Origin of the sequence: Francisella hispaniensis FSC454, from assembly GCF_001885235.1 — a bacterium.
Lineage (GTDB): Bacteria > Pseudomonadota > Gammaproteobacteria > Francisellales > Francisellaceae > Francisella > Francisella hispaniensis.
Window position 1 is genome coordinate 277,283 of sequence record NZ_CP018093.1, and the last position, 15,755, is coordinate 293,037.

Consider the following 15,755-nt stretch of genomic DNA (forward strand, 5'->3'; position numbering starts at 1 on the left):
AATTTTGAAAAAGATTAAGTCGTGAAAGCTAGGTTTTCTACTACAAGCAAACAGCAAGGATTGTCTCTAGTTGAGAGTATAATTTCATCAGGTTTGATCCTATTTGTATTACTTTCATCTTTTTTAGTAATAAACTCAGTAATTACGACATCTGTTACAGTTGAGAAGAAAGTTCAGTTATTGCAGCAGCTCGATAAAAAAATAGCTCAGTATATTCTAACAGGAAAATTTAGTACTACATCTATAGCTAAGAGTGACTTTTTACAAACAAAATCATCAAACTCAAACTTAGTTAAGTTCGTTGGTATAAATCAAAACTTTGGAATTAAAGTTTCCAGAGAAGTAATAAAATATGGCACAACGTTTTAATAAAATTTCTATAAATAGTTTTATTAGAGGCTTTACTTTAGTAGAGCTTATGGTAGCACTTACTATATCAGCTATAGTTATCGTTATGGCTATAAATATTTATTTTTCGGCTAAGCAAAATTATCAAAAGGCAAAACAAGATGCTGATCAAGATATTAAAGCATTAGTTACCAAAAAAATATTTTATGATGCGCTAATAACGGCTGGGCTATCATGTAAGTATGGTTCAAAAAAACAACAATATATAAATAAAACTGCGGAGAATCAAATAAATGCTAATTTTATTTATAATGGCTCAGCTATTAGAATAGGTAAAATCTCTGAGATAACAGATTTGATTCAAGACAGTTTGGGCAATAATAAAGGCTTTTTATACCAGTATGATACTAATTACATAATGGTAAAGAGCGAAAAATCATTTACAAGTTTAGCTTCAACACCGATAAATTTGAGTTTACCTTTAGCTACTAGTCAGCAATGGCATAGTGGTGATTATTTAGCACTTTGTAATAATGATTATGTTGATATTGTCAAGGTAGCATCAATTGATAAAAATAAACGTAAAGTTAATCTGGTTGTTGCTCCAGCTAATGAATTTGATAGAGGTGATTATGTTGGTAAATTTAGTATCCAGATATTCTACATAGCAGCAACACATGACCCCAAAGATTCACAAAAAATAATCTATTCTCTGTATATATATAACAAAGACGGCTCAGCTGCTGCTGTGGCATATCCACTTGTAGAGGGAGTATCTGACCTTAATATAAGTTATGCGCTAATTGATAAAGATAATTTAACATGGAGAGATATTACGACAGCTACGGATCTTGATGATTTAAAAACAAAAGCGCTGAAAATATCATTTAAAATAAATGATAAATATTTTGAGAAAATAATTTTGCTATAAAGAATATGAAATTAAAAAAATCTACAAAACTTTCAGGTTCTTCACTTGTTTCTGTAATGATATTTAGTTTTGTTGTTTTGGTGACCGTGTCAAGTCTTGTTTATGTAGTTAGATTTAACCTTTTAGGTATAAAAAGTTTAACTCAACAAGAAGCTGTGATAACAGCAGAGCAACAATATATCGATAATATATTTGCCAAAGACTCAATCAAATTAGGTAAAAATAACATCGGTGACTATGATTTCGAGAATGTATTAAAAAGTAGTTTAGCTATTTTTTCTAATACAAATGTTGATGTTTCGCTTTACAATGCGCAACCTACTGCTATAAGCAATAATATAATCCATAGATTATTTTATAAAGGCAATCTTAAGTTAACAAAAGATATTATCTATAAAGATCTATCTAAGCATTCAATGATTAATTATGATTCTGAGTTTGTACCAATTAATGTTCCGTATATTGATATTACTAGGATGAATAGTTCACAGCAGTTCTATCACCTAAATCAAGAGCTACAAATCAGTGATAATCAGCATGGTTTTATTGGCGTTATAGAAAAGGAATACGATTGGATACTGATATCGTTAAATAATGGTAAAACTCAAGTTATAAGTTTAAGTGGGTTAAATATCGCTGGGGATTATAAAATTAGTATTGGCTGGCAGCTTAGTAAAGGGCGATGGCAGTTACTATTAGCTATATATGATAATCAACATTTGTATATCTTTAAGACGGCACTTAAAGATCTTATCAATAATTTTGACAAAGCTATATTAGACTTATCAACGCCTATAAATATTATTGATCCACCAAAAGATATTGTCACATTAAGTTGGTATTATCAGCATGATAATTCACAACCGAGTTTAGTTGTATTGACAAAGCGTAATGATAGTGCTGGTAACACTAGAGTAATTGTAGAGGACATTGAGTATAACAGTCTTAATAATACCTATAGAACTTCTATTAAAGATGCTATAAATGGACTGGGAAAACTTGATAATACTAATATTTATGTAGAAGCTGTAGATCCAAATTATACCTTAGCAAAAAGCCCGCTATATCTGTTTGCTGGGGATAAGTTAATACTATATAACTTAGCTAAATCTAATACAAATGACACATTAATAGTGCCGCTACAAAATATAGTCAAGCATAAACCTATAATAGTAAAAAAAGATCTTTATGAGTATTATATCTTGACTTACAGTGGAGATCGTTATTATCAATATAAATATACTAGTAATACTAATATTATAAGTCTTGCTAACACGGTAATTTATCCTGAACAAAAAATCGAAAATATAGTTGTGAGATATGGCTTAAAATTTATAATTACAAATAAAAAAATATATGTTGATGATTTTGCTAATAAACAGCTCAGTGAAGTTGCTATATAGGTATTATTAAATGTTAAAAATAAGCTTAATTTTTTTTGTGTTATTTCTGAGTATTTGTAATATTTACGCGACTAACTGTCAGCTTATAGATACTCAAAATGGTTCTAATGGTTTAGTAGAATTTACTTGTGACCAAGATATTTCCTTAGATGATAACAAAGTAATTTTTTATATCGTTGGCAAGAGTGTTGAGATTGATTCTATTAGAGTATCACGTGGTAATGTTGACTTTACTATTGATCAAGTCGCTAAAAATGTTAAACGAGTGAGTCTAAATATCGTTAAGAAAACTATTCTGGATTTTGAGCTGGACTATATTGCTTATAGGCAGCAACCAGTTAAATTAATGATACAAGCTAAAAAAGGTAGTAACTTTGATTATCAAATTCTATGGGGAGGAGTGGTAAAAAACTCTTACACAAATAAAAAAAATAAAAATAAAAACTTTCAGTTCTATACAACAAAATCAAAGCTTTTTGTAGTTAAAAATGGTTTAGAGTGCTCAATCAAAGGTGATTGTGACGCTAACATTAATATACTAGATCAAAATGACTCGCCACAAGCAACTGAACTATTTCAAAAACTAGCTACTTATTTTGATTTTGGTATTGTTCATCAAAGATTAGTTTAATTAAATCCTTAGTAGGGTAAGTTAGAACTTTATGCTAAAATAATTGTGATTAGGCAGGTTTAGCAAAAATGGATTATTTTAAGGTGCGTTGTAAGAGTAACACAAAGCATATGAGAGACAAAGCAATCAAAGGATTTACAATAATTGAAGTGCTTATTGTTGCAGCTTTGGGTTTATTTACTTTGATGACGGCATTTTATGCTATAGGTAATATACTATCTAACGCCATTCTCACAGAAAAAAAAGTAGAGTTGGTTGACGAGCTAGAAACTAGAGTTGATGAATATATGTTAACGGGGAATTTTGATAATAGTTCCTTAGGAGATATCAGTTTTTCTGAAGCTAGTAGTGGTAGCATCCGTGAGTTTACTGCGACAAATAATAAATTCTCTTTAGAGGCTGTTAAAAGAGCGTATGCTAGTGTAGATCCTTTAACCGAGCTAATAAATCAACAGCTTGGTCCATACATGCAGCGAGCAAACGAGATTTATGTAAATGCAAATGCTACAGTAATTGATGACCCAGCGGTATTATCAGATATAGAAGTTGCTAGAAATACTCTTTTATCACCAAGTACGGCAAAATGGTCATCAAATACAGGGGTGTTATTAAACTTAGGAAATACTCAAATTGTTACAGCTGTTCCTTTAGATGATCCACCGCTTGGCTCAGGTGCTTATATAACTGTAGCACCATTTACTAATGCAGATATAACACCAGCTATTAGATGGCAGTGTACTGCTTTTGGATTTAATAGTGAGCTACTTCCTTCTTGGTGTGTTTTATAGTTTTAGAATGGAGATTTAATGTCATTAAAACTTAGTCAAAAAAAGCTAGCAGGTTTGACAATCATAGAGCTTCTAATCTCTACTGCTATAGCCGTAATGATACTTTCGGCATTAATTACTACTTATATCGCCGTAAAGAGTAAATATAGCGAATATAAAGATAAAACTACAACAGAAGCAAAAGAATTATTGGTAAAAAATATACTCTATAACTTTGTCAAAGATGTTGGTTTTGCATGTAAATTTGGCTCTTCACAACAAACATACTATGATAGAACCTCCGATTCTTTGGATAGTATTTTTTATAGTCCTGCTATGATTCGCGTTGGTAGATTACCTTTAGCTACTTCAAGTCATTTCCCACAATCATTAGAGGATGGTTGCTCAGGAGAATGTTATCTGACTGGAACAGATTATATAATGATTAAGAAAGAAGAAAGTCATTCTAGTCTTACTCAAATAAACTCACCTAGTACAACCTTACACCTTCGTTCTGTTGATGGTCTTACAGCAGATGATTATTTATTTTTATGTAATAAAAATAGTATTAATTTAGTCAAAGCATCAAGTATTAATAGTGGCTCAAGTATTGTTAATTTAACACAATCACCACAAGGTGGCGATTATTATCCTGGTGATTACGTTGGCAAATACTCACTTGAGATTCTTTATGTTAGAGATACTGGTGAACAAGATAGACAAGGTCAAGATATTTATTCATTATACGTGTATATTAAAGATAGTGGTGCAAATGGGATGTCTTATGAGCTTATAAGAGGAGTTGAGAACTTACAAGTTGAATATGCAACAGTTAGTAATAATGTCGTAACTTGGAATAATGTTACTACGGATATTGACATAAACAGCACTAGTAACCCTGCGTTGAGAATATCTTATAGTATTGCTGGTCAGACATTTAGTAAGATAATTAGCATATAGGGTTGTATAGTTATGATAAGAAAAAATAGAGGATCATCATTACTAGCAACTTTAATTTTTGCTTTTGTATTAATGATAGTGATATCAGCTCTTGCGTATAACTTTAAAGCAGATTCTCTAGCTATTAATACTTTGGTTGATGAGAAAAAAAACCGAAGTGTTCATGAGGGGTATTTTGGCAATATTATTGGAACCGTCGATTTAGCAGTCACTACAGATGAAAATATAGGTGATTTCAGGTTTGTCACAACTCCTAATTCAATTACCCCTAGATTTGAGTATGAAAATACTAATGCTGAGCTGTATAATGCTGAAGCTTATCTTATAAGCTATGATGTTACACATCAGTTTTATGATAATGGTGTTCTTAAGTATATTAGAAATTTTATTTATAATTTATTACCGAGTTTTACGCTAACTCAATATGAAAAAACAGTGATACCTTTAAATCTACCATATGTGAATATTGATGGTATGACTAATTCAGTATTCAGTTATAAAATAGGAAGTCAAAATAATAAATCAACTATTGAGGGAGGATATATAGGATATCTAAGAAAACCTATAATAGATGGCTATGACGGTAGTGGATCAAGATCAGATTATATTGTTGAGCAAGGTAATGGTAATATAAAATATATTATATGTCATAATCCTGAAAATGGCGGAAACACAATTGTTGTGTCTGAAAATTCTTGGGATGCTCATCACGATCATGGTGATTATAGAGGACCATGTTTAAATAATAGCTCACAGAGTTTTACAATTAATATTTATGGGAATATATTAAGTATTAGTTATCCGGAGGCGTTAGCTTTAAGCTATTATGATTTTAGTGTGGGTTGGGAGCTAAAAAATAATGAATGGACGCTACTTTTAGCAATACATGATTTAGATAGGGTTTATACATCATCAGCATCTTTAAATGATATCAAAAATAATCCACAAACTGCGGAACTTGCTTTATCCGATTGGAAAGAGGTTTCTAGTCTAGAGGAATTTGATGGTGGTGATATAGTTAATGTGGGCTGGTACTTTGACAATAATCAGAGTAGTCCAAAGCTTTTAATTTTAGAAAAATTTCTTAGAAATGGTAATTATGATATAGATGCTTATAAAACAACTTATAATGCTCTTACTAAAACTTATGCAGCTGAATTTACTGATAGGTTAATAGCAGGAACATCAGATTTTAGTGATAAAGATGTTTATGATCTAGTCCCGGATAGTTTATTCACATTGCAAGGCAATTCTCCATTAATTTTTCAGGGTAGGAATATTGTAGATTTTAATTATGCTTTGCCATATAAATTAGGAGATGGTAATGGTTCAACGAAATCATTATTAGTAGCTGATGTGACAGATCAACCACTTTTAATTAAGAAAAATGCTACTCAGTTATTTATAATGTATTTCAATGGTAGTACATATTATAAATACTCATATACTCCTGGAGCAACTGCTCCAGTATTGTTATCTTCTCCTAACTTTCCAGGAGAAACTATACAGAAGATAATAGCTAAGTTTGGAGCACTATTTGTTATAACTAATAGTAACATTTATGTTAGAAGTATAGAAGATGATTCTACAATCAGTAGTGTAGCAATAGCTGGCTCAAATTATCAGATCCTCAGAGATAGTGATGGACGAATATATGCAATAGCAGATGGTTTAAGTTGTACTATAGATTCTAACTGTAGTAGTGCAGCTAGAGTTTATTTTGATACTGGTTGTGCTGCATATAATAGTTGTAGTAGTTTAGAGACTCTAGAAAATGTTCAGCCATATCTTAATATGGTTTATAAAGGTTTTGAGTATTAGAATTAGTTTATAAAAGGGAATCATGAAAAAGATAAGAGGGTCATCGTTAGTAGCGGCTTTAATTTTTGCCTTTGCATTAATGATAATAATATCAGCTCTTGCCTATAACTTTAAAATGGATTCTCTTTCTATAAATACTTTGGTTGATGAAAAACAAAATTTAAATGTAGATGAGGGTTATTTTGGTAACATTGTTGGTACTACAGACTTTTCATCAACTACAGAAGAGAATATTGGCGATTTTAGTTTTATAACCAGACCAAATTCAATAGTTCCTAAGTTTGATTATGAAAATACTAATGCTGAGTTATATAATGCCGATCCTTATCTTATAAGTTATGATATCAGACATGAATTCTATAATGCTGGTGTACTTAAGCATATTAGGAATTTTATTTATAACATATTGCCTAATAGCATAATGACACAATATGGTGAAAACACATTTCCTCTAAATGTGCCATTTGTCAATTCTGATGCTATGACCGGTAATATAGCAAATTATAAACTTAATATAGATGGTGAGGTTTTAGATAAGTTACAAGGTTATATTGGATATATACAAAAAAATGCTAATACACTAGGTATTTATGCTACTTCAAATTCATCAGTGAATGTCCCGAGTGATCTAAATGTCAATGATTATAAATTATCTATTGGTTGGAACCTCAGTGGTGGATATTGGAGTATTTTTTTGATAGTTTATGATGGAAGTAAAGCTTATACATCATCTACCACTCTTAGTAATTTAATAACTAATAATATACAAGCACAGACAGATCTATCTAATTGGCAGCAAATACAAGATGTACCAATATATTATCCAATATATCTGGCTGGTACAACATATCATAACGGCGATATTGTAGCTTCAGGCAACAATCTATATATATGCAAAGAAGCTGGATGGTGCTCGAGTGTATCTTCATCATATTATGAACCAGGTAATGGTTCAGCATGGCAACAAGCTTGGGATCTAGTTGGTAGTTTGGATCCTGATCAAGTAGGAGATCCAGGTAATATCATAGTAGCTACATGGTATCATGATGCTAATAATCAAGAGCCGAAGCCTTTAATACTGCGAAAGACTCAAAGATCGGGTAATTATGATCTTGATGTATATATGACTACGTATAATAGTGCAACAAAGATTTTTACGGCAAATTTAGCAGATAGCTTTACTACTGGCGCAACAGATTTTGATGACTCTCAAGTGCATATAGTTATTCCTGATAGCTTGTTTGTTTTAGGTGCTGGTGTACCATTGATTTTCCAAGGGACAAATATTTTTGATTTTAACGCTTTGGGGACTCATCTATTAGGCAGTGGCACAGGCTCAACTAGGGGAGTATTAGCAGCTGCAGCTACTGATAAACCAGTATTGATAAAGAGAAATGCAACACAGCTGTTTATAGTTTATTTTAATGGTAATACATATTATAAGTATTTGTATAGTTTAGGGGTGGCTGCACCAACATTATTATCTTCTCCTAACTTTCCAGGAGAAACTATACAGAAGATAATAGCTAAGTTTGGAGCATTATTTATTATAACTAATAGTAATATTTATCTTAGAAGTATAGAAAATGATTCTACGATTAGTAGTGTGGCAATAGCTGGTTCAAATTATCAGATACTCAGAGATGGTGATGGGCGGATATATGCGATAGCAGATGGTTTAAGTTGTACTATAAGTTCAAATTGTAGTAATGCAGCTAGAGTTTATTTTGATAGTGGTTGTGCTGCACATAATGGTTGTAGTAGTTTAGAGTCTCTAGAAAATGTTCAGCCATATCTTAATATGGTTTATAAAAGTTTTCAGTAATAAGATTTTTTCCAAAAATATTAAAATTTAGTTATACTGATAACTTATAATTATAAGATTCAAAGAGATGGATTTTTGCTTTATGATTTTTTATAACTCTTTATCAGGACAAAAAGAACAATTTAAGCCAATTGAGGCTAATAAAATCAAAATGTATGCTTGTGGTGTGACAGTTTATGATGATTGTCATATTGGTCACGCTAGGACTTATATAGCTTTTGATGTAATCAACAGATATTTTAAATATCGTGGTTATGACGTCACATTGGTTAGAAATATTACTGATATTGATGACAAGATTATCAAAAGAGCTAATGAAAATGGTGAATCTACCACTGAGTTAGTTGAGAGAAATATCAAGGCAATGCACGATGTTTTTGCTAGGCTTAATATTCTTAAACCTTCTAAAGAACCAAAAGCTACAGAAACAATTCCGGAAATGATAGCAATGATCGAGACTTTGATTGAGAAAGGTTATGCTTATCAAGGAGCTAATGGCGATGTTTTTTATCGAGTCAGTAAATTTGCTGATTATGGTAAGTTAAGTAAACAAAATCTTGAAGCTCTTCAACAAGGTTCAAGAGTTGATGTAGTTGAGGAAAAAGAAAATCCAATGGATTTTGTACTTTGGAAGATGGCAAAAGAAGGTGAGCCAGCTTGGGATTCGCCTTGGGGTGCTGGTCGTCCAGGTTGGCATATAGAGTGTTCTGCGATGTCTAAGAAACTTTTGGGCGATACTTTTGATATCCATGCTGGTGGTTCTGATCTTAGATTTCCACATCATGAGAATGAAATAGCGCAATCAGAAGCTTGTAATGAATGTACTTTTGCAAATTATTGGCTGCATTCTGGTATGGTCAAAGTAAATGCTGAGAAAATGTCTAAATCTTTGAATAACTTTTTTACAATAGTTGAGGTTTTAGAGGAGTATCATCCTGAAGTTGTGAGATATTTCTTAGCTTCGACAGTATATAGAAGTGAGATTAACTACTCAAAAGAGAACCTTGAAAATGCAAAGGCTTCTGTAGAGAGATTATTTAATACATTAAGAGATATTGAGCCAGTTGAGGTCAATCTTCCTGATGATGCTAGTGAGTATGAGGAAAAATTTATCAAAGCTATGGATAATGACTTTAATACTCCAGAAGCTTTAGCTGTTTTATTTAGCTTAGCTAAAGAAATAAATACTCTTAAGACAACAAATAAATATAAAGCTAGTGGCTATGCATATTTATTGCGTAAACTTTGTGATGTATTGGGTATTTTATTTACTGATATTGAAGAGTATTTCAAGCAAGGCGATAGTGTTGATGTTGGTGAAATTGAGAGGCTTATACTTGAGCGCACTCAGGCTAAAAAAGACAAAAACTATCTGCGTGCCGATGAGATAAGAAATCAGCTTCAAGAGCAGGGGATAATATTAGAAGATAGCGCAACTGGTACTACATGGAAGAAAGGTTAATAAATGTATAGTCAAGAAAAGCAACAAGATATTATAAATAATTTACATACAATCAGAGATTATATACGCTGGTCAATTTCAGAGATGACATTAAATAATGTTTATTTTGGACATGGTTCAGAGTCTACCTGGGATGAGGCTGTGTACCTTGTACTTAGTGCAATAAATGTATCGAATGATATTGATAGTAACATGGTTGGTTCAAGACTGCTTATAGAAGAGAAAAAAATAATTATTGATTATGTTTATCAAAGAGCATGTCTACGTAAGCCATTACCTTATATTTTAAAAAAAGCTTGGTTTGCAGGTATGGAATTTGATATTGATGAGAGAGTTATTATTCCACGATCACCAATAGCCGAACTTATACGTAATGAATTTTCGCCATGGATCAATGATATTGATGATGTTACTAACGTGCTTGATTTATGTACAGGTAGTGGTTGTATAGGTATCGCATGTAGTAATGTCTTCGAAGAGGCAAATATAACTTTGGTAGATATATCTGATGATGCTTTAGCTGTAGCAAATCATAATATTAAAAAGCATCAGTTAAGTGATAGGGTAAGGGCTATTAAGTCGGATCTATTTGATAATCTTCAAGGTCAAAAATTTGATTTAATTGTATCAAATCCTCCTTATGTTGATAGAGAAGATTTAAACAGTATGCCGCAGGAGTATCATTATGAGCCTAAACTGGCTCTTGAAGCTGGTGATGATGGTCTAGAACTTGCAAAAAAGATTATCCTTGAAGCTGATCAATATATGACAGAGAATGGTGTATTGATAGTTGAGGTTGGCAATAGCCAATACGCACTAATGGAGATGTGTCCAGATATTCCATTTACATGGTTAAGCTTTGCCGATGGTGGAGATGGAGTGTTTTTGCTTACTTATGATGAGCTAGTTAAATATAAAGATGCATTTAAAAAATATTTCCAAAAATAAAATTTAGATTATAATCTCTCCAAAACCTTTTTATTATTAAACTTAGGATTAGCATATGTCTAATGATCCTTTTAAGAGGATATCTTCTGATAAAACAGTTATCTTGATAATTTGTCTTTTTGGTTTGATGTCACAATTTGCCACAGATAGTTTTACACCATCACTGCCACATATTGCTGAATATTTTCAGGCTGCTGCTAAAGATATTAAGCTAACAGTAGGTGTGTATTTTTTTGGTATGACCTGCTCAATGTTGGGCTTTGGTTATTTATCAGATAAGTATGGGCGTAAGCCAGCTTTAGTAGCTGGATACTTAGTGTTTTGTTTTGCAAGTATTTTATGTATGATTGCCCAGAGTGAAACACAGTTGCTGTTTTTTAGATTTTTACAAGGTATCGGTATGGGTAGTTCTTTTGTATCTTTCCGTGCTATTATGAAAGATGTTTTTAGTGATAGCCAATCACTAGCTAAAGTTAGCCTTGTGATCACTAGTATTGTATCATTAACTCCGCCCCTAGCTCCGATTACAGGAGGTATCATTCAAGAAACTATTGGTTGGCGTGGAAATTTTGCCTTACACTCAATAATGGCAATAACTATCACAGTTTTAATTATAAAATATTTACATCTTAAAACTATTCCTAAAAGTAATTATAAAGTCTTAGAGGCTTACAAGAGGATACTAACTCATAAAGTTTTTGTTCTAAATGCTATTTGTAGTGGTTTAGCATTGTCTTTAGTTTTTATCTTTGCAACACTTTCCCCTTTTTTCTTTCAGATTAAATTAGGCTTTTCTGCTGTTGAATATTCATTTATATCAGCTTGAGTAATTATACCTTCTGCAATATTTTTAATATTATTCAAAAATATAATCAGTAGACTAGCTATGGATAAAGTTATACTTTACTGTGGCTTTTTTTCCGCATTAAGTGGCTTAATGCTTGCTTTTTCTTATTTTGTTTTTGGTTTAGATGCTAAAGTGATTATTATCTTATGTGCTTTGGCATTTTGTGGTAATGTTTTTCAATATACTGCTACATATGTATGTGCATATAAGGATATTCATACGGAGATCGGCGTGGCATCGGCAATATTTGGATTTATACAAATAGCTGTGACAACTATTTCATCGTCACTTGTTTCTAGTATCACCTTACATAATCAATTTATCTTTGGATTATTAATGACTGTGCCACCTTTATTAATAGTCATCTTAAAAACTATTGATCTCAAAAAACTCTTGTAAATCAGGCGTATATGATTAAATTAGAAAAATTTACAGAAAGCAATATATCTGATCTTTTGTCTGAATTGGAAGGATATGATATTCGTTTTTTATATCAGTTTGGTGGTATTAATTATCAATTTCCTCTTGATTACCTTCAGATAAAACAAACTATGGATAATAAACTAAACTTACTCTTTAATGTTGTAAATGATGAAGGTAAATCTATTGGACATTGTCAAATAATTAGATTAGATCAGGCTAACAAAAAAGCTTCTATAGGTAGGTTGCTTATATATGAGCAATATAGAGCAAAAGGTTTTGGCAAGTTAATGATCAAAAAGCTTTTAGAATTTGCTAAATCAATTGGTTTACAAAAAATAAGCTTGAGAGTTTTTGATTTTAATAGCTCAGCAATTAAATGTTATGAGACTATAGGATTTGAGAAAACTATAGAAGAATATATTGATATTCCTAGTTTAAAAGAAAAATGGAAGATAATCTCAATGGAGATTGAGATTTAAGAAAAGATTATAATATTATTTACGAGTATTTTTAGCTATTTCTTTGAGATTATCATTGATCTTAAAAAGCACGATAAGTATTTCGCAGAATACTTTAACGAAAATTGCTCCTAATATAATCTCTAGAATTCCTGCAATGAAATAGCCAGAAAAAAAGGCTGCTAAACCGCTAAAGCATACGCCTATAATACTAAGCCAAAAAATAAAAACAATTATGCTTGGAGTAAGAAAACTCTCAAAACTTATAAATTTTTTTAGAAAATTAACCACAGGATTTTGATTTGTTACTTCGTTCATTTTGGTATCTCCTTAATCTTCAACTATGTTAGCTTGATTAGCTGTTTTTTTACAATAAGCCACATAGCGTTTGTCTGTAACTGTTAGATAGAATATAGCGCCAATTAGACCTTCAAAATAGGTATGATCTATAGGTGATATAATACATACAAATACTACGAAAGGCATTATTAGTATAACTAAACTTTTAAAACCAACTCTATTATATTCAAAAATACCAAAGATCGACATAAGAATAACAAGAATTATACTCAGATGAATATTAGTCTCTACCTCAACAGTGTTTAGTAGCATGGTTAGTAGTACAAAGACAATCATGCCAAATATTCTTGTCTTAGGTGCAATTGCTCCCATACTAATAGGTGCAGCCATATAACCAATAATATTAAATCCTGTCACAATAAGCATTAGAGCAGCCCAGTTATCAGAAAAGATTAAGAAACCAGCACAAATTAAAAAGTTAGCTATTAACGATCTTCTTGAAATATTAACCTTTTTATTAATTTTAGCAAAGTATCTTGGCATTTGACCTTCAGCTGACATCGCGTATAGCATTCTTGAGGAAGCGCCAAGATAGCTATAACCTGTCGCAGAAGGACTAACAATACTATCTATAATTAATAAAACAGCTATATAACCAAGACCTATCAGTGTAGCTACTTGTAAAAGAGGGGATTCAAAGTCTAGGCCAGCCCAGCCACCTTTTGAGATTAGATATTCATGCGGTACGGCTTGCATGAAAGCATACTGTAATCCCATATAAAGTAGTAGTACTAAAGCTAGAGATAAGATAATTGCAAGAGGCACATTTCTTGAAGGATTCTTAATTTCACTACTATATGCTACGACAATCTGAAAGCCATTAAATGTATATACCAAACCACCAGCCACTATTGCAGTCAAAGCATTACCGACTGTAAAGTTATTGTTAGGAATATCTGCAGAAATCAAACTATGGTGATCGGCACTATGAGTGAAAGCATATACAATAAAGATAATAACTATTGCTGCGGGTACAAACATTTTAAATACTGTTATACCATTATTTACGCTAGCAAGTAATTTGACTCCGTAGAAGTTAATAATTAGGTAAATGACTAATATGAATAATGATAATAACATTCCATAAGTTGATATAATACCATTGTGCATTAGCCACTCAAAACCTTTAATTCCAGCAAGATATTGTGTTGTTGCTTGTGCCTCAGTAGATATCATTACCACGATACCAAACCAGTTAGCAAAAGCAAAGGGCATTGCAAAGACACTATTATGTGATAGAGCGCTTGACCTTGTTGTAGCCCCTCTTACTGGAAATACTGACACTACTTTTGCTAAACATAAACCAACCATCATAATCATGATCGCAGCTAATATCCATGCTAAAAAAGCCCAATTTCCCGCTGTTTTTGCTGTAAGTTGCGCACTAAATAGCCAGCCTGAACCAACCATTGATGTCACTCCAATAAGGATTGCACTAAACAAAGACATCTTTTTTGATGTATTAATTTCCATTACAAAAAACCTATATTTGAAATACTAATATAATTTAACTATATACATAACTAGTTGTGATTAGCAATACAATCTTTACCTAAAAGTTTATTGTTACTAGTTATTTGAAAATAGCTTTAAAGCTAGTATTCAAAAATACAAGCTACTCATTATACCAATATAACCACCACGAGTTTCATTTTGAGCTTGAATAGAAAAATTGGTTTTTTTATTGTTGATTTTTAGATTGTTATTAATATCATAGTGTACAAATTAGAGTTAGTTAAGTATGTTGGTAAATGGTTAGTTAAATCATAACTATTGGATATTGTCGCAGCAGAAAATGGTAAAAAAATATCCAAAATAAAGGTTTTTTCATATCGAATAAAATAGTAGATTTAATGGCGAAAAATCTAGAGCTTCCCTGAAAGGATTATCAATATTTCTAATATATTTTTTTACCATTTTATGATGAATCTTATTAATTTTTTCTAATGGTTTAAGCTTTTTATCAACAATTATTTTTTTATAAAGTCCTAGCCACTGAGTAGTTATATCTTTGAAATCTTGGCTAGACATAGTTGGTGAGATTCTATTATCAAAGCAGATTTGATTATAAAAATGCTTAGGTATGCAAAAAATATGTCTAATTATTTCGTTATTAGCATTTATTTGTTCTATTTTATTATTATCAATTGCTGCAAAATCATTTAAATATAAGGCTTTGAGAGTTTCAATACCTAAGAAGTTCTTTGAAAAATGTTGTTTGTGGTCTCTTTGTGTAGCACTACTGTTATCAATAGAAAGGCTAATATCTTGAATAAGTTTTTGATAGAGAATTTCTTGATCAAAAACTTGTGCTAACTTTTTTAGTTGTGGGGACGATAAATTGTTTTTATTAGTGAGGTTATTTACTTCCTTTAACCACCAATTCATTTTTTGATTAGCTACTTCAAGGTTATTATAAAGCTCAGTACATGAAATTATTTGTGATTTAAGCTGATCGAGTAAATAAATTATTTGCTGTTTATCAGTATTTAACTTGCGGTACGCAAAGTAAATTACAGAACCATAGGGTGGTAGCTTTTCATTCGGATAGTTAAAATAATTATATTGCAT

Annotated in this window: 14 protein-coding genes and 2 pseudogenes; 12 read left to right on the plus strand and 4 right to left on the minus strand. The window is 31.3% G+C overall.

Annotated elements, in window-relative coordinates; translation table 11 throughout:
• Positions 1-21 precede the first annotated feature (21 nt).
• The 12 genes and pseudogenes from FSC454_RS01425 (at position 22) to FSC454_RS01485 (ending at position 12,845) form a co-directional block, all read left to right on the plus strand.
• Positions 22-369 carry a PulJ/GspJ family protein gene (locus FSC454_RS01425; protein WP_014547604.1) on the plus strand — a complete coding sequence of 116 codons (348 nt, stop codon included), beginning with the start codon at positions 22-24 and terminating at the stop codon, positions 367-369.
• A complete protein-coding gene (locus FSC454_RS01430) occupies positions 353-1,279 on the plus strand; it encodes a PilW family protein (RefSeq protein WP_066045814.1) in 927 nt (308 codons plus the stop codon). The genes FSC454_RS01425 and FSC454_RS01430 overlap by 17 nt, the downstream gene beginning before the upstream one ends.
• Complete coding sequence (locus tag FSC454_RS01435) at positions 1,276-2,682, plus strand: hypothetical protein (protein WP_066045812.1); 1,407 nt, start codon at positions 1,276-1,278, stop codon at positions 2,680-2,682. The genes FSC454_RS01430 and FSC454_RS01435 overlap by 4 nt, the downstream gene beginning before the upstream one ends.
• A 10-nt stretch (positions 2,683-2,692) precedes the next feature.
• Positions 2,693-3,313, plus strand: a complete 621-nt coding sequence (locus tag FSC454_RS01440) for a hypothetical protein (protein WP_066045809.1) — start codon at positions 2,693-2,695, stop codon at positions 3,311-3,313.
• A 110-nt stretch (positions 3,314-3,423) separates the two neighbouring features.
• Entirely contained in the window at positions 3,424-4,101 is a 678-nt protein-coding gene (locus FSC454_RS09915; protein WP_231865150.1) for a type II secretion system protein, read from the plus strand.
• 18 nt (positions 4,102-4,119) lie between these two features.
• A complete protein-coding gene (locus FSC454_RS01455) occupies positions 4,120-5,040 on the plus strand; it encodes a PilW family protein (protein ID WP_066045806.1) in 921 nt (306 codons plus the stop codon).
• A 12-nt stretch (positions 5,041-5,052) separates the two neighbouring features.
• Positions 5,053-6,861, plus strand: a complete 1,809-nt coding sequence (locus tag FSC454_RS01460) for a hypothetical protein (protein ID WP_066045804.1) — start codon at positions 5,053-5,055, stop codon at positions 6,859-6,861.
• Positions 6,862-6,883: 22 nt separating this feature from the next.
• Entirely contained in the window at positions 6,884-8,686 is a 1,803-nt protein-coding gene (locus FSC454_RS01465) for a hypothetical protein (protein WP_066045802.1), read from the plus strand.
• 82 nt (positions 8,687-8,768) lie between these two features.
• On the plus strand, positions 8,769-10,148 hold the full coding sequence (cysS, locus tag FSC454_RS01470; protein ID WP_066045953.1) for a cysteine--tRNA ligase: 1,380 nt from the start codon (positions 8,769-8,771) through the stop codon (positions 10,146-10,148).
• Between the two features lie 3 nt (positions 10,149-10,151).
• Positions 10,152-11,096 carry a 50S ribosomal protein L3 N(5)-glutamine methyltransferase gene (prmB, locus tag FSC454_RS01475; RefSeq protein ID WP_066045800.1) on the plus strand — a complete coding sequence of 315 codons (945 nt, stop codon included), beginning with the start codon at positions 10,152-10,154 and terminating at the stop codon, positions 11,094-11,096.
• Positions 11,097-11,151: 55 nt separating this feature from the next.
• Positions 11,152-12,342: pseudogene (locus FSC454_RS01480) on the plus strand (MFS transporter).
• A gap of 11 nt (positions 12,343-12,353) precedes the next feature.
• Positions 12,354-12,845: a GNAT family N-acetyltransferase gene (locus tag FSC454_RS01485; protein ID WP_066045797.1), complete on the plus strand. Its 492-nt coding sequence runs from the start codon at positions 12,354-12,356 to the stop codon at positions 12,843-12,845.
• Between the two features lie 15 nt (positions 12,846-12,860).
• Here FSC454_RS01485 and FSC454_RS01490 read toward each other — a convergent pair whose 3' ends face one another.
• The 4 genes and pseudogenes from FSC454_RS01490 to FSC454_RS01505 all read right to left on the minus strand — a co-directional run bounded on the left by FSC454_RS01490 (position 12,861) and on the right by FSC454_RS01505 (position 15,755).
• Entirely contained in the window at positions 12,861-13,142 is a 282-nt protein-coding gene (locus FSC454_RS01490) for a DUF4282 domain-containing protein (RefSeq protein WP_066045794.1), read from the minus strand.
• A 12-nt stretch (positions 13,143-13,154) separates the two neighbouring features.
• Positions 13,155-14,657 (minus strand): APC family permease, encoded by a 1,503-nt coding sequence (locus tag FSC454_RS01495; RefSeq protein WP_066045791.1) that lies wholly within the window; start codon positions 14,655-14,657, stop codon positions 13,155-13,157.
• A 129-nt stretch (positions 14,658-14,786) separates the two neighbouring features.
• A pseudogene (locus FSC454_RS10215) lies at positions 14,787-15,022 on the minus strand (hypothetical protein).
• On the minus strand, positions 15,012-15,755 hold the full coding sequence (locus tag FSC454_RS01505; RefSeq protein ID WP_014547618.1) for a hypothetical protein: 744 nt from the start codon (positions 15,753-15,755) through the stop codon (positions 15,012-15,014). The pseudogene FSC454_RS10215 and the gene FSC454_RS01505 overlap by 11 nt, the downstream one beginning before the upstream one ends.